Source organism: Candidatus Thiodictyon syntrophicum (assembly GCF_002813775.1).
GTDB lineage: Bacteria > Pseudomonadota > Gammaproteobacteria > Chromatiales > Chromatiaceae > Thiodictyon > Thiodictyon syntrophicum.
In genome coordinates this window covers 6,450,257-6,469,131 of sequence record NZ_CP020370.1, presented here as the reverse complement: position 1 = coordinate 6,469,131, position 18,875 = coordinate 6,450,257, and the positions used below count along the sequence as shown (strand labels likewise).

The 18,875-nt window shown below is 62.7% G+C and carries 19 protein-coding genes, 1 tRNA gene and 1 pseudogene; 3 read left to right on the top strand and 18 right to left on the bottom strand.

Annotated elements, in window-relative coordinates; genetic code table 11:
- Positions 1–11: 11 nt before the first annotated feature.
- The 13 genes from THSYN_RS27735 to THSYN_RS27675 form a co-directional block, all read right to left on the bottom strand.
- Complete coding sequence (locus THSYN_RS27735) at positions 12–305, bottom strand: hypothetical protein (protein WP_100921972.1); 294 nt, start codon at positions 303–305, stop codon at positions 12–14.
- A gap of 345 nt (positions 306–650) precedes the next feature.
- The gene (locus THSYN_RS27730) at positions 651–1,391 is read right to left on the bottom strand and encodes a DUF2259 domain-containing protein (protein ID WP_157817980.1); all 741 of its coding nucleotides are present in this window, start codon (positions 1,389–1,391) and stop codon (positions 651–653) included.
- A 269-nt stretch (positions 1,392–1,660) separates the two neighbouring features.
- Entirely contained in the window at positions 1,661–1,837 is a 177-nt protein-coding gene (locus tag THSYN_RS35030) for a hypothetical protein (protein ID WP_172965349.1), read from the bottom strand.
- 267 nt (positions 1,838–2,104) lie between these two features.
- Positions 2,105–2,335: a hypothetical protein gene (locus THSYN_RS27720; protein ID WP_100921970.1), complete on the bottom strand. Its 231-nt coding sequence runs from the start codon at positions 2,333–2,335 to the stop codon at positions 2,105–2,107.
- Entirely contained in the window at positions 2,332–2,568 is a 237-nt protein-coding gene (locus tag THSYN_RS27715) for a hypothetical protein (protein ID WP_100921969.1), read from the bottom strand. Before THSYN_RS27715 ends, THSYN_RS27720 begins: the two co-directional genes overlap by 4 nt.
- 32 nt (positions 2,569–2,600) lie before the next feature.
- On the bottom strand, positions 2,601–3,050 hold the full coding sequence (locus THSYN_RS27710; RefSeq protein ID WP_100921968.1) for a DUF29 domain-containing protein: 450 nt from the start codon (positions 3,048–3,050) through the stop codon (positions 2,601–2,603).
- A gap of 458 nt (positions 3,051–3,508) precedes the next feature.
- Positions 3,509–3,709, bottom strand: a complete 201-nt coding sequence (locus THSYN_RS27700; protein WP_100921967.1) for a hypothetical protein — start codon at positions 3,707–3,709, stop codon at positions 3,509–3,511.
- A 254-nt stretch (positions 3,710–3,963) separates the two neighbouring features.
- Positions 3,964–4,434, bottom strand: a complete 471-nt coding sequence (locus THSYN_RS27695; protein ID WP_157817979.1) for a hypothetical protein — start codon at positions 4,432–4,434, stop codon at positions 3,964–3,966.
- 544 nt (positions 4,435–4,978) lie between these two features.
- A complete protein-coding gene (locus THSYN_RS34425) occupies positions 4,979–5,614 on the bottom strand; it encodes a hypothetical protein (RefSeq protein WP_157817978.1) in 636 nt (211 codons plus the stop codon).
- A 239-nt stretch (positions 5,615–5,853) separates the two neighbouring features.
- Positions 5,854–6,102, bottom strand: a complete 249-nt coding sequence (locus THSYN_RS37515) for a DUF2845 domain-containing protein (RefSeq protein ID WP_418219953.1) — start codon at positions 6,100–6,102, stop codon at positions 5,854–5,856.
- A gap of 202 nt (positions 6,103–6,304) precedes the next feature.
- Positions 6,305–6,640: a hypothetical protein gene (locus tag THSYN_RS34420; protein WP_157817977.1), complete on the bottom strand. Its 336-nt coding sequence runs from the start codon at positions 6,638–6,640 to the stop codon at positions 6,305–6,307.
- Positions 6,641–7,643: 1,003 nt separating this feature from the next.
- Positions 7,644–8,801 (bottom strand): IS91 family transposase, encoded by a 1,158-nt coding sequence (locus THSYN_RS27680; protein ID WP_100917452.1) that lies wholly within the window; start codon positions 8,799–8,801, stop codon positions 7,644–7,646.
- Positions 8,794–9,642 carry a tyrosine-type recombinase/integrase gene (locus THSYN_RS27675; protein WP_100917453.1) on the bottom strand — a complete coding sequence of 283 codons (849 nt, stop codon included), beginning with the start codon at positions 9,640–9,642 and terminating at the stop codon, positions 8,794–8,796. The genes THSYN_RS27680 and THSYN_RS27675 overlap by 8 nt, the downstream gene beginning before the upstream one ends.
- A gap of 1,943 nt (positions 9,643–11,585) precedes the next feature.
- Here THSYN_RS27675 and THSYN_RS37615 point away from each other — a divergent pair.
- A pseudogene (locus THSYN_RS37615) lies at positions 11,586–13,064 on the top strand (DEAD/DEAH box helicase); the annotation flags it as partial.
- 138 nt (positions 13,065–13,202) lie between these two features.
- The gene (locus THSYN_RS37610) at positions 13,203–14,000 is read left to right on the top strand and encodes a DbpA RNA binding domain-containing protein (RefSeq protein ID WP_472297478.1); all 798 of its coding nucleotides are present in this window, start codon (positions 13,203–13,205) and stop codon (positions 13,998–14,000) included.
- Between the two features lie 78 nt (positions 14,001–14,078).
- Here THSYN_RS37610 and THSYN_RS36780 read toward each other — a convergent pair whose 3' ends face one another.
- Positions 14,079–14,204: a hypothetical protein gene (locus tag THSYN_RS36780; RefSeq protein ID WP_257791209.1), complete on the bottom strand. Its 126-nt coding sequence runs from the start codon at positions 14,202–14,204 to the stop codon at positions 14,079–14,081.
- Between the two features lie 85 nt (positions 14,205–14,289).
- Here THSYN_RS36780 and THSYN_RS27665 point away from each other — a divergent pair, with 85 nt between their 5' ends.
- Positions 14,290–15,321: a metallophosphoesterase gene (locus THSYN_RS27665; protein ID WP_100921963.1), complete on the top strand. Its 1,032-nt coding sequence runs from the start codon at positions 14,290–14,292 to the stop codon at positions 15,319–15,321.
- 397 nt (positions 15,322–15,718) lie between these two features.
- Here the strand turns inward: THSYN_RS27665 and pth are convergent, their stop codons facing one another.
- The 4 genes from pth to THSYN_RS27645 all read right to left on the bottom strand — a co-directional run bounded on the left by pth (position 15,719) and on the right by THSYN_RS27645 (position 18,864).
- Positions 15,719–16,297 carry an aminoacyl-tRNA hydrolase gene (pth, locus tag THSYN_RS27660; protein WP_100921962.1) on the bottom strand — a complete coding sequence of 193 codons (579 nt, stop codon included), beginning with the start codon at positions 16,295–16,297 and terminating at the stop codon, positions 15,719–15,721.
- 294 nt (positions 16,298–16,591) lie between these two features.
- On the bottom strand, positions 16,592–17,206 hold the full coding sequence (locus THSYN_RS27655) for a 50S ribosomal protein L25/general stress protein Ctc (RefSeq protein WP_100921961.1): 615 nt from the start codon (positions 17,204–17,206) through the stop codon (positions 16,592–16,594).
- Positions 17,207–17,620: 414 nt separating this feature from the next.
- Positions 17,621–18,574, bottom strand: coding sequence for a ribose-phosphate diphosphokinase (locus THSYN_RS27650; protein ID WP_100921960.1), 954 nt, complete (start codon positions 18,572–18,574; stop codon positions 17,621–17,623).
- 215 nt (positions 18,575–18,789) lie between these two features.
- Positions 18,790–18,864 (bottom strand) — tRNA-Gln (locus THSYN_RS27645).
- Positions 18,865–18,875: the final 11 nt, after the last annotated feature.

The following is an 18,875-nucleotide window of genomic DNA, read 5'->3' as shown; positions in this document are numbered from 1 at the left end:
TAACCGCGACGCTACCCGTCGGAGAAGCCGAAGAGCCAGACAAGCCAGAAGAGGAATAACAGTTGAATGGAAAATGAGACATAGACACCGACTTCTACCGGGTGACGAGGGCGTATCCAACCAAGCAGAGAAATATTCGCGACGAGGGAGCTGACAAAGAAACAAATCGCCAGAACCGCCAGCACTTCGATGGTGGGATTAGTACGACGCGCAAACGGCTCGCTTGCAAACCAGAACAGCATTAAGGTCAACCAGGCCAGTAAGTGACCCCAGACGCCGATACGCGCCAAAAGCTTGATAATCATCGTAAATCATCGTCAAAGTGACTGTCGATCACATAATGCCACTGATCACTCCAGAAGGCCGGGGGAACATCCCGGGGTAAGGACCAGGGGGCCTTGGTCATAATTCCGGCCACCAGGCTCACCGCGAGGCCGTTGGTCCGCACAGCGGACCCTACGGAGCGCGGGCTTACCGTAGGGTCCGCTGTGCGGACCGATCGCCGCGGCCGGAGTTATGATCAAGGCCGGCCAGGGGTAAGGTGCCTGGCTCAGATTAAGCTTGCCGACGGAGAAAAATCGAATCGAGTCCAAGCCCTTTTCCGCAAATGAATGTCGCGGGGCTGATCGCCTGCCGACTGCTTCCCCGGGTCAGGGCAGGGGCACCACGTTGCCGGTGACGACCATATAGCGCGTATCCGGCCCCTCGAACCCCGGGCGGGTGTAGGCGAGGACCACTGCCAGTCCCGTGCCGTACTCGACGATGCCGCGGACCTGGTAGCCGAGCGGACAGGCGCGGCTCCGGGGTAGCCGCTGGTCATCCTGGAGGACGCGCACCGCGCCGTCGGAGCGCTCCCGTCCGGCCAGTGAGAGCTTGAGCCGCTGCGCACCGCCCAGCTCGGCGCAAAAGGGGTCGTCCGCCGGGGGCGCGGTCTTGGTCGTTTCCACGACGATCTCGTACTCCGGCTCCTGCGCGACCGCCGGCCCGTGGCCCATACTCATGAAGGTGAAGCGATTCGGGGCGTCTGCGTCCGCGTCCCCCGGCTCGCGCCACAGGAGGTTTTCTCCCGTCTCCTGGCCCTTGACGATGCCGAAGCGCTTGAGCTTGACCTCGCCTAAAGCCTGCTTAAGCGCCCGCTCGGGGCTTGCGCCGGTCTCCGACTCGATGAGCACGGTCTTGCTCGCCACCAGATCGTTCTTGGCGACATCGACCACCCCGACCTCGGCATACGGAAAGCCCGAGCCGTCCTGGGTGCCGGTCTGCGCAAAGGCGTAGTATTGACCGCTCTCGGAGAAGCCCAGCGGGTGGAATTGTGCCTGGTCGCCGGCCGCGGCCAGCGCCGTCCAGGCGGCGAGGCCAAGGCTGGCCAAGCTCTGTTTCGTATCGATCATGTAGAATCTCGCAATGCAACGTCTACTCGGTTTGTCCCTGGTCCTCGCACTGTCCGCCGTCGGCGGCGCGCCGTTCCGGGTGATGATCAGGGGGTGCCAGGCGGCACTCTCGATACGATTGCCCTCGCAACCGCTTAGCCCCCCGGCGTCCGCTCGCCCCCAAGCAGTCTCAGGTGGTGGTTTCCCGTAGGATGGGTAGAGCGCAGCGAAACCCATCCTGCCGCACCGCGGCGAGGGGGCTGAACGATCATTTATTCGGCTGCCCGTTCTCAGGCCGCATTCTTCTTTGGCGTCGGCTTACGTGCTGGAAATGATACGAGCTGACGGCCGCTTGCTATTTGTTTGTTCTGGATGTCTTTGCAAATAGCATCGACATTGAAGTCAAATTGCCTGGCATACTCTTCTCGTACCTTGTGCATTTCATCGACGATCGGGTCGTGCCACATAGCTAAAGCTCCAGTAACTCTTGAGGCGTGCAGATTATCGGGGGTTCAAAACCCATCGCGCGACACACGCCATCAATGCGAGATCAAAAGCGGCCCGGCGCGAATCCCACCACTCGCGCGTAAGCTCCTGATTCGCAGCAACCACCAAGTCGCGGCTACTTCTTGCCGTCAGGTAGCTTACGATCGATGTTTCAAGATAGACTTTCGATTTCAGTCAGTGCGATTCGGTACCGACCCCATTTTCCCTTGCCGCAGGTCCCTCTACCGCTAAAGTTGCCCGCGCTGCTCGAGAGCCAGCCTCACCGTCTCCGGCAATTCGATGTGGGCAAACATAGATGCTTCATACAGATAGCCGTCGGACTCCGACTTGTCTTCATCAATAACGCGCACCATGTTGTGTGCTGCGGCAATCGCATCTGGTAGTGTAGCGTAGACTTTACCCAATATCAGGCTGGCGGGATTGTCTTCGTTATCGATGCAAATTACGAAATTGTTCATTCTATTACCTTCTTTATCTTGAAGTCTCTGCGCCCGACGCCATGCGCTTCAAACCAATGAATTTCGGCGTAACAAGTTGTGCCATCGGAAAGTCGGAGATTAGCCAATCCTTTCATCTTGCGCCATCGACCCTTGCCGTAAGTACGCTCCAAGTAGCGCCTAATGTATACGCCCTGGCCGGCTGCAATCGTCTCGATGGCGGTGATTGTGTCGAGGATATCAAACGACGTCACTTCTTGATCCTCGCTAACGTCAGGGGATAGGGTCAGTCGAGCGACGCAGGCCAAAACTCCGGATTCATGATTTGATCGAAGGTCCAGGGACAGGATTCCGGGAAATCACCTAACCCGGTTTCTTGCGACGCTTTGGCAACCGCATCAGACCACACGTCAGACCACCAAACGGAATTTCGCAAATCCGCTTGCAAGCTTGGTGTCTGATCAATACAGAGCCCGACTCGATTGCGTTGCTCCTTGATGGTTCGCCGCCAACTATTGCCCCTTCCTCCTGGCTGATACTGCCACTTCAGCATGTGTGCCAGGAGTACCGCCATGCGGCCTGCCAATTCGCGTTTTTCGCTTTTTCCCACGTCTTCGATCTCATCGGCGATATGTTCGATGTCCAGTGCATCGAAACGCCCGGCCCGAAGCAGTCGAGCCTGTTCGTTAGCCCAAGCTATCACGTCTTTGTCGTAACTGTTCGGGTTAACGCGCATTGTGCCTCCTATCGGTCATTAGGCTCTTCTTTGCTGTCGGAGCAGGGGATTCATAGGGAAATGGAGTCAGGTCTTGACTTATGCCGGGGGGAATAAGTCAGACCCCATCCGTGCCGATATCCTCCGATTCGCTAGCTTTGATCGAATTGAATAGTTCCCTTAGGTCTGGGTCTCCGAGCCACGTTTCTCTATCGCTTGTGTAGTCGCCCCACCCCATTTCCGTTTGTTGCAAGAATCTTATCATTCCAACTGGCCCGAGGCTCCGACTTAGGGCGTCTATGCCAACGGCCCTTACCTGATCCAACGTCATCGCTTCTGCGCTCATCTAAATTTCTTAAAATGAAGTGATGGGTGGTACGGATCACATTTTAGAGCCTCAAAATTCTCGTCGGCAAGCCGCTGAATACTTGTAGGAAGCAAAGCATAGAATTTCCAGAATTTCGGATTGGTGCGGTGTCTCACAGGTCAGTGCAGCGTCCCTCCCGAAGGTCTCGCAATGCTTCTTCAGCGAGCATGTCGAGACGTCCTGCAGAAACGTCGGCTTCCAATTGTCGGTCCCAAGCGTCAGCGTCAAATTCCTGAAACCAATCGCGAAAAGCAGAAAGGTCTTGACGGGAGAGGTTCGCCACAGCGATCTCGATCTCAGAAATACTGGTCATAAATGCTCACCTTCAAATGTCTTGAGCTATGCTGCGCCAGCCAGGCGTTCTTAAGGGAAATGGGGTCAGGTTTTGACTTCTGCCGGGAGGAATAAGTCAAGACCTGGCCCCATCCGTTCCATCCGTTCCATCCGTTTGTGACCCCATCCGTTTGCATCCGTTGAAGACCCGTTCCATCCGCGCTTGACCCCATCCGCGCTATTACGCGTGTCCCCTATTGCGCGCCTGTTACATGGACCCGGGCGGGCGGCGGGTCAAGGTCCAGAATCGTTTGAGAGCGCGATGATGCCCGCGGCGATGGCCCCGGTGTTCTGATAGTCGCTGTTGTGGGCCGCGGCAACGATGTCCATTGCACGCACCAGTCGCTCAGCCGCAAGCCGAATCCGGCGCAGATCGTCCGGCGTGTTGACGTGGCCTTTCCACTTGGTGTTGGCCAGCCAGTCCCCGGCGGTGGCGAGCTTGTTGGCCTCGCTGGCATCGCGCCAAGTCAAGAGGGAAACGTTGTGCAGGCGCCCACCCTGCCACCAGTTGGCCTCGACAGGCGCGGCGGCAGGGTGCGCCAGTTGCTGCGTTGCAGGGCGTGTCACGACCCGCGCCGGTGGCGTGGCCTCGCGGGTGAACGGGATCGACAGCAGGGACACGACGGCCAAGACCATCAGGACTAACAACAGCCAGTGCAACCTCGTCATCTGCTGACGCGGCGCCGGCGGTGGACGTGGTGGCATAGCTTGACTCCCGTTGTTGCGTGGATATTGCGGCACGTAACCCTAAGCTTTGCCAGGACGGGAGGTCAAGAGCACCCCGTCACAACCTAGAGTCGGTCTGGTTTCTCTAATGTTCCCACGGATCAGAAGGAAACAGGGGACCGACCACGATGGATTCTCTGACTGGGCCTCATTGCGTCGTGTGGCAATTAAACGTGGCCTGTCCCCGATATCCCCCGATATCCCTTGGCCTGTCCCCGATATCCCTCTTTTTCCTCATTCCGAGGGGACGAAGAGAAGGCTGTTGCTGCTTCGCTGAACCTTGAACTGATCCGTCTTTTCCCTGATTTCCGACACCTGTGCCTCGACTTCGCTGAGCCGAGATCGGAGTCTGGAAAATTCAGCTTCCGACTCGGCATGGAGCTTCTTAAGATCTCCATGAATTGACTGTTGATTAATCGAAACCTCCCTAATTTGCTCTTTGCCTTCGTTGATATCGGATCGCGATGCGCACGCGGTTATCAATAGCGTCGAGAGGCAAGCAACCGCTCTAAAATAAGGTGTGCTATTCATATTGGGTAGAAACGTCATCTTGTGATGCAACGATAATCGCACCGCTTGGTAAGCACTTGATTGCAGGATCGGTGGTTCTGCCAGTTATTCTCTTGACCCCCGGGTAAGGCAAGTCTGCGATGTTAAATGAGAAGCGAAAAGTATCGCTAGGACCTGCCGAAAGAAGTCCGCAGTGCTTTTCGCGCTCTATCGAACCGGTCGGGACATCCTCGATGCCTACATATAATTGGCTGGCCACTGGATCCTGGCTGTCGTTCCCAAGAACTGCCTCGAATTCGTTATCGTAGCCTTGTTGTACCCAAATTGCTTCTGCGTTATGTTCCTCCGCTAGAGCATATACGGTAGGGGAAACGGACGCCACCAAACCTGCTGAAACCTTCAGCGATGCTACCCTTTTCATTGATTCCCGACGAACAATAGCCCCTGCTGCACCGCGCCTTGCTGCAGTTCCCGCAGCCGCTCTCGCCGCAGTAGAAACAACTGCTCTGCTCGCTGTGCTGCGAATAGCACCTCCCACAACAAATCTCAGCAAGAGCGGCCAGAAGGCAAATGTTTGCTGGACAGGACTGAGCAACAAAATCGACCCTGAGATGGCGGATACAACAAGGTTTCTGCGCGAAATAGCCATAAGAAGTTCTCTTCGGAAACGTACAGATCGCTCTGTCGGAGGGTCGTAACCTAAAGCCTCAAGCGGCGCGCGCCCCTGATGCGCTAGCGAATTAGCGCAACACGCGTGGCGCGTGCTCGCTTTCTAGAAAAAGGTCAGGCATTCTTTGTCTTCTTTGCTGTTGGGGCAGGGGACTCACAGGGAAACCGTGGTCTGTCCCTAATAACCCCCTTTTTTTTCTTTTTTTCCTCGAACTACTGCTATTGGCGTTCTGTTACGACTCTCGTTACTTTTCCACTGTAAATGTCCACGACGTAAACCCAGCTGCTATCGTTACGGTCTTCGTAGCGCAAGCGTTGTCCTATAACGGCGCCGAAGTTGTTAACAAGGTCGGATTGGGACATCGGGCTGCCGCACTTATTCATGAGGTATGACATTGAGTCCCCTGTGTTGATGAGATTTCCGTCTCGGCAACGAAAATCTGCGTTTGCGGCGGCCAACGGTAACATGGTTGCGACGAGAACAACCATGCAACTAAAATTCACCTTCTCGGGTAGCATTTCGTTTGTCCTTTTCTTCATGTGTGCAGCGAGATGCTGCGCCACCATAAGCGGCTCCGCCGTAGGAACGCCGGTTACCCGGCGTTCCTACGGCGGAGGCCATTCTCTGGGTTGATAATTGAGCCTGGGCCCTTTTCCCAATTTCCCCCTGCTAATAACGACGGAAGATTCGCTCTACATTGCAGTCGTAGTTCACCCATCTGATGATGCCATCATCCCCCTCGAATATCATAATGATCACTCCTCCCATAAAGGCGCCTCTAAAAGCACCATAGCTTTTCGAGATCGAGCATTCTTGTGGAATATTCGCGGACGACGGGGATGCGCCGAAGAAACTCCAGAAAGTTAAGACGCAGGCAATAGCAGAAAAAGCTACAACAATTCGCGCACCTTGGTTCATCATTTCTTCCTCGGATCTGTCGCTACGAGCAACGGCGGGGCAATAGGGGGATGCCAACAACCGCAATAGAGGAGAGACCAGCTTCATCCGCACTTTAAGCAAAATTGAGACAAACGTGGTCTGCTCCCAGTTTCCGGGGAACAAACGAGGTCTTTCCCCAATTGCAGTCCATATTCAAGGGGTTTGCCATCCCTTTACCGTCTTGTTGCGCCGTAAGCGAAAGCTACAAGCCCAACTGCCGCAATAGAAAATGCGATCTTGAACCCCCTGTCCATATCCACATCGAAAGCAAAGGATGCAAGGCCGCCCGCGATTCCAGCTGCGACGAACAGTAATAGAGCTAACGCACATCCACCGTTTGATTCCATCTGTCTTTGCCTGAGTGCAATGGATATCCCCTCAAACAACGGGTCTGAGGTGCATGGTGAAGATTTTCATTCTGTTACAAAATTTTTGTCCATCTCGATCCCGTTTTCTCGGCATGCCGTTTCAACGAAACGGCGTAAGATATCGCCCGTCATCCAAGGCTTTACGGCGATGTGACAGACCCAATCCAGCAGCTTCTCTGCGGTGTCGCACCGGTTAAGGGCGATTGAATACTCAAAACTTACGTTAATCACAATGGCGTCGTTTTTTACATAGACCTGCTTGCTCAGCTTGGCTTCTCGTTGCTTGATGACATCTGCGGCGGTATGGGAGGCATATCGGATTCCAGGGATCTCTTGGGCCTAACGAATAAGCGTTTATCCGTCGTGCGCGCCCAACTGACCCCGAGTCGGAGCGCGACGCCGCGCGCGCACGACGGATAAACGTTTGTTGGACTAATCCGCTCCTGGCACGACGCCTGCTGCGGCCGCGGTCCTCTTTAAGAGAGGGAATTGTATCCCTGAGGCCGGGGCGCCGGTCGGTCCCGGACCACGTTGCAGCACCCGGATGCCGCTCGGTGCGGCACCAAGCGGGCCTCCGCAGGGCTCCGCGGGGCTGGACAACGGGCTATTGAGGACGAAGTGTAGCCCATTTCCCGGATGTTGGGCGAGCGCGAACGCAGGCCGCGGGCGGCCTGTCCCGGACGGCCGGCGGGCGCTGAGGCTTAGCAGGTGGCGGGCATCAGCGAAACCCCCTGACCACGCCGTAGCGGGGCCAGGTGCGCGGTGACGTGCAAGCGCCCAGTGCGGCACTTGGGACAGGGATAGCCGTCAAAGGGCGCCGTCGCCGCCGGTGCCGTGGCGGGTTCCGGCGTCGGCGGCGGGGCCGCCAGCGCCGCACGGATCAGCGCCAGACAGCGCGCCCGGCAGCGGTTGGCCAGGAAACCGAAATGACGAACGCGCATGAACCCTTTGGGTAAGACGTGCAGCAGGAAGCGCCGGATCAGTTCCTCGCCGGTCAGGGTCATGACCTTGTTGCGACTGCCGTCGCGGTAGTCCTTGTAGCGGACGTCCACCGTGTCGTCCTCTTCATCGAAGGCCAGCAGCCGCCGGTCCGACAGGGCGATGCGATGGCTGTAGCGGCCCAAGTACTCGATCACGGTGTCGGTGCGCGCCAGACAAGGCTTGGAATAGACCACCCACTCGGGCTGCATCAGGGCGTTGAGGACGCGGTCAACCTCCGCGGCCGTGAGGCGCGACAGTCGCCCGTCTTTGAAGGCCCGGCGCAACCGGCTGACCAAACCGCCGCGGAAGTGCCGCGACAGCGCCCGCACCGGGAACAGATAGGTACTCTTGGCCGGATGCCAGGTCCCGTCGGCGCCAAAGGCCCCGCCCGGCACCAGACAGTGCAGGTGGACATGGCGTACCAGCGTCTGCCCCCAGGTGTGCAGCATCGCCGTCATCCCCAACTGCCCGTCCAGGCGCTTGGGGTCCTCAGCGAAGGCGGACAGGGTCGCCCACACCGTCTCGAACAGCAAGGCGTAGATCACCTCGGGGTGGACCTCGACCCAGCCGTTGAGGGTGTCGGGTAGCGTGAAGACCAGATGGTGATAGGTCACCGGCAGCACCGCCGCACGCTGGCGTTCGACCCATTCCTCGGAGGCCCGGCGTTGGCAGCGCGGGCAATGGCGATCACGGCAGGCGTGATAGAGGAAGGGGCAATCCCCACACTGGTCGCATTCCAGGGCGAAGCCGCCCAGCGCGGCGGTACGACAGTCCAGGATGTGATGACAGACCTGCCATTGGTGCGGGCTCAACGGGTGATGTTCGGCATAACCGGACAGGCACGCCGCCATGACCGCTTGCAGGGAGGTATTAGCCATGGCCGGCCTCCAATTGGGCAAGCAGGTCCAGGGTCCCTTCGCCCTCGCTGGCACTGGGCAGCCAATGCACATAGCGCAGGGTGGTCTGGATGCTGCGGTGGCCCATCAACCGTTGCAGGCGCTCCACCGACAACCCGCCCGCCAATTGATGGGTGGCGTAGGCGTGGCGCAGCCCATGGATCCCGCCGACCGTGGTTACGCCGGCCTGGCGCTTGGCGTCGGTGAAGGCCTTCTGCAAGCCGGTCGGCGACAGCGGCGTCCCGGCGCGCCCGGCGAACAGCCAATCCGCTGGCCGATAGAGGCGCCAATAGTCCCGCAACGCCTCCAGCAGGGTCGGTGAGAGTGGGACCAGGCGGTCCTTCGCCCCCTTGCCCTGGGTGATCCGCAGCAGTCGGCGCTCGCCGTCGATGTCCTGCACCCGCAGGGCCAGGACTTCGCTCAGGCGCAGTCCGCAGCCATAGCAGACCGTCAACATCATGCGGTAACGCGGATTGTCGCAGGCGGCCAGGATGGCGGCGACCGCGCCGCGGGTGAGCAGCTCCGGGATGCGCTGCGGGCGCTTGGGTAAGGTGACCTCCAGGTCGACCGTCGGCCAGCCGAGCACCCGCAGATAGAAGAAGCGGATGCCGTTGTACATCAGCCGCACGCTGGCCGGGGCCAAACTGCGCTGCACCACCAGATGCTCGAAGTAGCGCGTGAGATCGGCGTGCTCCAGGGTGTCCGGGGAGCGCCGGGTGAATTTGGCGAGGTCACGCACCGCGTCGAGATAGCTTTCGTGGGTGCGCGGCGAGAAGCCATGCATCTGCATGGCCGTGATCATCTGCTGACGCAGGGGTGTCATCGTCTGGTTCTCGGTCAACGACCCGGAGTGGGCCGTTACGAGTGTGGACGATGGGGGACGGGGCGGGGCCGCGGGTAACCGTGGGACGGCTGGGCTTATCCGCGCTTCATTCGCTATTCAATGGCGCTGCGGGATGGCCGCGGAAGGCCCCGCGGAGCGGATTAGTTCAACGTGTTCTAGATTGGACTAGGATCGCAATGTTCAAGATTGCATTAGGATACTAATGAGCTAGGTTGCGCTAGGATACCAATATTCTTGAGTGACTCCAGCCAAGTCCGTAAACACCAACTGCTTTCGTCAAACCGATGTCTGTGTTGGAAGCACTTCACGGATTCTGTGCCCATGGTAACCGACGGATTCAGTCTGGTTTCTGTAATGTTCCCGCGGATCAGAGCGCGCCGACGTAGAAGCGCGCAAATCAGACGCAGGCAACAAACGATCGCGAGTGTAAAGGCACGGCGATCGTTAAACAATGACCTCGGTCACGTTTTTTGATCGGCGTGGCCGCGCCCAAAGCCGCTGGTTGGCGCCGCCTCGCACCAGCAGCAGCGACCGACCCGCCGTCATCCCGGATCAACGCCGCGCCGTTGCTGGTGCCATGATCCAATACGCCAGCAGGGGGCGCACCCCGGCGCCCGCCAAGGGTGCGGACGGTGGTTGTGGCCGCCGACGAAAAAATGGGCACCGCAGGCCCCAACCGATGCCCAGCGGATGACGCGGTTGGTCTACGGACTGCGGTGTCGGTCGTCCCGGGGGCTTTGGTGCGCACCCGGTTGCGCCCGGATCGCCCGCCCGGCTGCCTTGGCCGGGTCCTCCAAGAGGGTGAAGTCGCTGTCCTTGCAGAACTGGCGATACGCCGCTGCCCGCGGCCTTGATCATCACTCCGGCTACAGGCCCTTGCGGCAACCCGTCGCGGCCTGGGGGCCGCTCCTACGGCGTAGGAGCGGCCCCCAGGCCGCGACGGATGTCACCCTCGCGCCGCGCAAACGATGGGTTTCGCTGCGCTCTACCCATCCTACGGGAATACTTGCCCAGTCTCAGTGCGGCGCGGGCTCTGCTCAACCCACACGGCGGGGTGGTCTGCGAGATCGCGCCGCGCTGGGGTGCGGCGCTCCCGGGTCGGGGCGGAGTGCGGGTGAGGCTTGATTTAACGGCAGTGACGCGGGGGGCTGAGTCGCTCCGGCCCGGCGCGGGCGAGGGTGACGCCGGCGGCCTCCGCCAGCGCCGGCGGGACCGCCTTGACCTGGTCCGCGGTCAGGGTGGCGATCAGATTGACGCTCCCGAACGGGGGGAGGGGAGAGGGCGGCGGCGCTCGGTCCGCACAGCGGACCCTACAGTGACCGGACGTTCTCGCGGACCGGGCGTCGTTGTCGTTGTCGTTGTCGTTGTCGTAATCGTGGTCGGATTATTCGACAACGACAACGACAACGACAACGACAACGCCCCGGGATCGCGGCCACCACAGCAGTTCCGATCGCACCCCGGCCCCTTGGTCGCTTTTGGGTGTTGCATCCGGCCTCCCGTCAGACCATAATGCCCGGTTTCCCGCGATATCCCCCTGCCGACCCCCCTCCTCGGACGCACTCCTCCGGATGCTGCACTCCCTGGACGTATGCCAGGCACCATTCACTCTGCGAGGCCCGCCCCCTATGGATACCCCCAACACCGCCGCGGCAGCCGGCAACGAGGCGCAAAGCGTCGATCCCGAACTGAGCACCGAGTCGATCGCGGCACCCGTCGCCGAGACGACCGCCGATCCGATCGCCGTGATCGCCGAGCTGATTGCCGAGGGCGATGCTGATCCGGTCGCCGCGGCCGCGACCGCACCGGTCAGCGAACCGGACGACGAGCCGGTCAATGAGCCGGTCACGGAGCCGGTCGACGACCCGCCCCCCGTCGCCCCCGTGACCGAGCCGCCCGCCGCCGCGTCGGCCCCGGCCCCGATCGCCGCCGCCCCGGCGTCGGCTGCGCCCGTCGAGGAGACCCCCGACGACGGCTTCGCGACGCTCGGCCTCTCCGCCGAGGTCGCCCGCGCCGTGGCGGAACTGGGCTACGAGACCGCCACCGCGGTGCAGTTGCGCTGTATCCCCCCGCTGCTCGCGGGCCGCGATGTCATGGGCCAGGCCCAGACCGGCACCGGTAAGACGGCGGCCTTCGCCCTGCCGCTGCTCTCGCGCCTGGACCCGCAGGCCAAGCCGCCGCAGGTGCTGGTGCTGACGCCGACCCGGGAACTGGCCCTGCAGGTCGCCGAGGCCTTCCAGCGCTATGCCCACCACATCCCGGGCTTCCATGTCGCGCCCATCTATGGAGGACAGAGCTACGGGCTCCAGGTCCGCCAGCTCCAGCGCGCGCCGGAGGTGATCGTCGGGACCCCGGGGCGGGTCATGGACCATCTGCGCCGCGGCACCCTGTCGCTGGTCGCGCTCAAGGCCCTGGTCCTGGACGAGGCCGACGAGATGCTCAACATGGGCTTCGCCGAGGACATCGACTGGATCTTCGAGCAGACCCCGCCCGAGCGTCAGGTGGCCCTGTTCTCCGCCACCATGCCCCCGGGCATCATGAAGGTCGCCCGTGAGCACCTGAATGACCCGGTCGAGATCCGCATCGAGTCGGCCACCGCCACGGTCGACACCATCGAGCAGCAGCATGTCGTGGTCACCCGCTTCCACAAGGCGGACGTCCTGACCCGCATCCTGGAGCTCGAGACCTTCGACGGCATGTTGATCTTCGTGCGCACCAAGGGCGGCACCACGGAACTGGTCGACAAGCTGCGCTCCCAGGGCTTCGCGGCCGAGGCCCTGAACGGCGACATGAACCAGGAGATGCGCGAGCGCACGGTGGACCGGCTCAAGGGCGGCCAGCTCGACATCCTGGTGGCGACCGATGTGGCCGCCCGCGGGCTGGACGTGGAGCGGATCAGCCATGTGGTCAACTTCGATATCCCGACCGACCCCTCGGCCTATGTGCACCGCATCGGGCGCACCGGGCGCGCCGGGCGCGCGGGCAAGGCGATCCTGCTGGTGGAGCCGCGCGAGCGGGGCCTCCTGCGCTCCATCGAGCGCACCATCCGCCGCCCGATCCCGGAGATGCCGGCGCCCTCCGCCGAGCAACTCAGCGCCTCGCGCATCGACCGCTTTACCACCCAACTGCGCGAGACCCTGGCCGAGCAGGACCTGGACTTCTTCTACCGCCTGATCGCCCGCGTCGCCAAGGAGCAGGAACTGGAGCTGATGGACATCGCCGCCGCGGCGAGCTATCTGATCCAGCGCGAGCGTCCGCTCGACGTGAAGGAGCCGCCCCGCGAGGCACGGCGCGACTCGCGCGACGGGCCCTATGAGCGCCCGCGCCGCCCGCCCTACGGCCGCGACGAGCGCCCGGCCGGGCGCGGCGACGACCGCGGCCCGCGCCCGCCGCGCGGCGACCGGGACGGGGCCCCGCGCTTCGACAACCGTGCGGAGCGCCCGGCACCCTCCTTCAACCGCGACCGCCCGCCGCAGCGTGACGACCGGCCCTTCGGCGGCGAGCGTGACCGCCAGCCCACCCAGGTCCCCTACCAGGGCGTGCGCGCCCGCACCGACGAGCGTCCGGCCTACCAGCGCGAGCGTGAGGCCCAGGGCGGGGAGCGCCCGCGTTTCGACCGTGATCGCGAGCGCGGCCCGGCGCGCGACGACCGCCCCTTCCGCCCGGATCGGGACGCCCGGCCGGCCTACCGCGACCAGGGACAGCCGCCCTTCCGTGATCAGGGGCAGCCCCCCTTCCGCGAACGCGACGGCAATCGCGACGGCAACCGGGACGATGGGCGCGACGACAACCGCGGCAACCGCGACCCGCGCTTCGAGCGCCCCGCGGGACCGCCGCGTGACGGCTACCGCGACGCCCCGCGCCCGGAATTCCGCCCGGACAGCCGGCCGCCGCGCGACCGTGAGGAGCGCGCCCCGCGTGATCGGGGGGTCGACCTGGTCCAGCACCGCATCGAGGTCGGACACCGCGACGGGGTGACCCCGCGCGAGATCGTCGGCGCCATCGCCAACGAGTCCGGACTGGAGGGCCGCTATATCGGCCACATCGACATCCAGGACGACCATGCCGTGGTGGACCTGCCGGCCGGGATGCCGCGCGAGATCTTCGCGCACCTGCAGCGCGTCTTCGTCTGCGGCAAGGAGTTGCAGATCTCGGTGATGGAAGGCGGCGCCCCCCGCCCCGCGCGCCCGCCGCGCGATGACCGCGACGGTGCACCACGCCCGCCGCGCCCCCGGGACGATTCCCGCGGACCGGCCCCGCGGCGCTTCGGCGCCGATGACCGCGGCCCCCGGGCGCCGCGGCCCGAGGGTGGGTTCCGCAAGAAGCCGCGCGACTGAGGCGGGTGATGGGGCCCGGTGCGGCAGTGCGCACCTGGGCACTGGGAGCGCCGCACCCCAGTGCGGCGCGGCCTCTCGTCAACCCGCACCGCCCGGGTTACCCGCGAGATCGCGCCGCACTGGGGTGCGGCGCTCCCAGGCCGGGCTGGAATCGTTGTCGTTGTCGTTGTCGTTGTCGTAATCGTAATCGGAGAAGCGCTGCACATCGGCTTGCGAGAGAATCCCGGGGCGCTACGATAACCTCGATTACGACAACGACAACGACAACGGCCAAGGCAGCGGGTTTTCCATGCACGCACGCAACACAGGATCGGACCTCCCGCCCGCGTCTGGGGACGAGACGCGCCGGGTGGCTGACCGGCGCACCCAGGGTGGGGCCGAGGTCCCGCCCGAGTTGCAGTCGCTCGCCCGGCGCATCGGCCACACCCATCTGCGCCAGCGCCTGGGACTGGAGGAAGACCACGAGGTCTTCTGCTTTTCGCGCCCCGGCGCCCACTTTTTCTACCCCGAGAACTGGTACTCGGTCCACGGCTTCATCCGCACCGCGCTGCGCCTGGCGGGCCTCTACGAGCGCGCCCAGCGCAATAGCCGCACCATCCGCCTCACCCATCACCGGCTGACCGTCCCCGGGCTGCCCCCGCCCTTCGAGGGTCTGCGCCTGCTGCATCTGAGCGACCTGCACGCGGATATGGACCCGCGCATCACGGCCGCCATCGCGGCACGGGTCCGCGGCCTGGACTATGACCTGTGCGTCGTGACCGGGGACTATCGCGCCCGCACCTACGGCCCCTGCCAGGCGGCCCTGGACGGGCTCGCCGAGATCCGCGGGCAATTGAACGGCCCCCTCTACGCCGTCCTCGGCAACCACGACAGCATCCGGCTGGTGCCGGGGCTGGAGGCCCTGGGCCTGCGGGTCCTGTTGAACGAATCGGCGGCGTTGGAGCGCGACGGGGCCGTCCTGTACCTGGCGGGCATCGACGACGCCCACTATTACCAGGTCCACAACATCCAGCAGGCCGCCGCCCGGATCCCCGCGGACGGGGTGGCGCTCCTGCTCTCCCACACCCCCGAGGTCTACCGTCACGCCGCCCACGCGGGCTTCGCCGCCATGCTCTGCGGTCATACCCACGGCGGCCAGATCTGTCTGCCGGGCGGTCGCGCCCTGACCTGGGACGCCCGCTGCCCCCGTCGCTTCGCGGCCGGCGGCTGGTCCTACGGGGGCATGACGGGCTATACCTCCGTCGGCTGCGGCAGTTCAGTCGTCAATGCCCGGCTCAACTGCCTGCCGGAGGTCACGCTCCACCAACTTTGCCGGGCCTGAACCCGGGAACCATCTGTTTCACGCAAAGACGCAAAGGCGCAATTGCTCGGACCATTGGCGTAGGGTGCGCCGTGCGCACCTTGAGAGGCTGCGGTTGAGCGGGATGGCGTGAGTCTTGGCGAGTGCCTTGGTGCGCGCGGCGCACCCTACGGGGATACGCTGCGCCAATGCTCTGAGCATTGCGACCGGGTGTAGTCCCAGAAAGAGAAGTTCTCTCACAGAGACACAAAGATCACAGAGATTTCCAAAGCGATATGTCGGCCGACGAGGTCACCTGGGCGGTGATCGGCTCAACGCCTTCAATGATTTGTTTTTCTTTGTGTCTTTGTGTCTTTGTGTCTTTGTGAGACCAATTGTCGGATTTAGGGTAATCGGCCGGTGCCTTCCCGAGCGGCCCTCAGCGAGCGCGATGCAGCCGGTTCATGGCCAACTGAAAGCGTCCGTCCAGGCAGTCGTCGATGACGCCCTCGGCGTCGCGCAGCGCGTCTTCGATGCGCAGCGCATCGTCGCGCGACGGGCGGCCCAGGACATAGTTGGTGACCAGGCTGCGGTCGCCCGGGTGGTCGATGCCGATGCGCAGGCGCCAGAAGTCGCGGCTGCCGAGCAGGTTGATGGTGTCGCGCAGGCCGTTGTGACCGGCGTGTCCGCCACCCTGCTTGAGGCGTACCGTGCCGACGGCGAGGTCCAGTTCATCGTGGGCGATCAGGATCTGTTCGGGGGGGATCTCGAAATAGCGGCTGACGGCGGCCACGCAGCGGCCGCTGTGGTTCATATAGGTCGCGGGCTTGGCGAGCCGCAGGTCGCTGCCCCGCCGGGTCAGGCGCGCCAACTCGCCGTGGAAGCGGGCCTCGGCCTTGAATGACTGACCAAGGGCCAGTGCATCGACGAACCAGAAGCCGACATTGTGGCGGGTGGGGGCATAGTCCGGGCCCGGGTTGCCCAGACCGACGATGAGACGGATGCCGCCGGAGTCCATAGTCCCGCGAAGCGGAATTTCCGATACCAAACTGGCCATTGAGCAACAACCAAGAAATTAGACAGGATTAACAGGATTTCGCAGGATCAACAGGAAAAATGGTGTGCGACGCTCATCAAGAGATCCTGTAAATCCTGAGAAATCCTGTTAATCCTGTCCATTTCTCAATCTCGAGCCGAATCTCGAATGGTGTCGGGATCGCCTCGTGGTAATCGTCATAGTGGCGGCTGGGGGATCACCGGCCCGACGGATGCTCCGCCGGGCCTGTGTCCGCAGGGTCCGCGGCGGGCCCGCTCAGGCGGCGCCGCCCTCGGTCTCTTCGCCTTCGGTTTCAGCCCCGGCGTGGGCGGCGTGCATCACGACCACCGGTTCATCGGGGTCGGGGGCATGGGCGAGCGAGACCCCCTCGGGCAGCGGGATCTCGGACAGGTGGATGATGTCGCCCACCTCCATGGCCGCGATATCGAGCCCGATATACTCCGGCAGGTCCTTGGGCAGGCAACTGATCTCGATTTCGGTCATGGTGTGGGAGGCATTGCCGCCGGCCTTGACGCCGGGGGACTTCTCCACGTTCAGGAAGTGCAGCGGCACCACCATGCGCAGTTTCTCGTCCTGGCTCACGCGCATGAAGTCGGCGTGCAGGATGAAGGGCTTGGCCGGGTGGCGCTGCAGGTCCTTGAGCACCACCGGGGCCTCGAGGTCGCCGATCTTGAGGTTCAGCACATGGGAGTAGAAGGACTCGTGCTCCAGGTGACGCAGGATCATGTTGTGCCGCAGCGAGATCATCTGCGGTTCCTGATGACCGCCATAGACAATGGCCGGGATCAGTCCCTGGCGACGCAGGCGGCGGCTCGCACCCTTACCTGTATCGCTGCGGGGCTCGGCCAGGACGTCGAAATTTACGCTCATGGGCGTTCTCCAGTTGAATCACAAACAAAGCGCCGGGACCCGCGACCAGGTTCCCGGCACACAAGGGGCGGACCAAGAAAAGACTAGGCCGCAATTGAACCAAGAAAAAACAGTTTAGCCGCAAATGAACGCAAATGGACGCAAATAATCAGAGGCTTGGCCTTTACCGCATGTTCGGCCTTGATCATCGTTCGGGCCAGCGGCCGCCTTTTGGAGTCCAAGGCTTCAGCCTTGGTCTTATCCTTCCAAGGCTGAAGCCTTGGACTCCGACCCTGGGTGGCAGCAACGATGATCAAGGCCGCATGTTCACTGCCCGGGTGACGCCAGCGACAATGCTAACCAGCGGATTTATTTGCGTCCATTTGCGTTCATTTGCGGCCAATAACTCTTTCCGGGATCAATCCCGGACGTATATCAATCCATGAAAAGCGAGCTGACCGACTCCTCATTGGAGACCCGCCGCATGGTCTCCGCCAGCAACTCGCCGATGCTCAGTTGGCGGATGCGCGGGCAATTGCGGGCCTCGGGGCGCAGCGGGATGGTGTTGGTGACCACCAGTTCATCCAGCACCGAGTCGGTGATGGTGTCCACGGCGGGTCCGGACAGGACCGCGTGGGTACAGTAGGCCACGACCCGCTGGGCCCCGTGCTCCTTGAGCGCGGCGGCGGCGCGGCACAGGGTCCCGGCGGTGTCCACCAGGTCGTCGATCAGAACACAGGAGCGGCCGTCCACGTCGCCGATGATGTTCATGACCTGCGCCTCGTTGGCCTTGGGCCGGCGCTTGTCGATGATGGCGAGATCCGCGTCGTCCAGGCGCTTGGCGAGCGCCCGTGCCCGCACCACACCGCCCACGTCCGGGGAGACCACGATCAGGTTCGGGTGCTTCTGGCGCCAGACATCCCCCAGGAGGATCGGCGAGGAGTAGACATTGTCGACCGGGATGTCGAAGAACCCCTGGATCTGGTCGGCGTGCAGGTCCATGGTGAGGACCCGGTCCGCTCCGGCCTGGCCGATCATCTTGGCGACCAGCCGGGCGGTGATCGGCACCCGCGCCGAGCGGGGTCGCCGGTCCTGGCGGGCGTACCCGAAATAGGGGATGACGGCGGTGATGCGTTTGGCGGAGGCCCAGCGCAGGGCGTCCATCAGCACCAGCAGTTCCATCAGGTTGTCGTTGGTGGGGGCGCCGGTGGGCTGGACCACGAAGACGTCGCGTCCGCGGACGTTCTCCTGGATCTCGGCCATCACCTCGCCATCGCTGAACTGACCGACCACGGCCTTGCCCAGGGACAACCCCAGGTGTTGGGCGATATCGGCTGAGAGTTCCGGGTTCGCGTTCCCGGAAAAGACCATCATGTGACTGGCTGGCAAGGCGAAGTTCCGGTCTGATAGGGGCGGGGATGTCAGGGGACGCCGACATTGAACCTAAAAAAATCAGTTTAGCCGCAAATGAACGCAAATAATCAGAGACTTGGCTCTTAACTGCACATTCACCGTCCGGGTGACGCCCGCGACGATGCTAACCAGCCGATTTATTTGCGCTTATTTGCGTTCATTTGCGGCCAAATACTCTTTTTGGATTTACTTGGCTGGGGCGCCAGGATTCGAACCTGGGGATGCCGGGATCAAAACCCGGTGCCTTACCGCTTGGCGACGCCCCAATAAAAGCGTG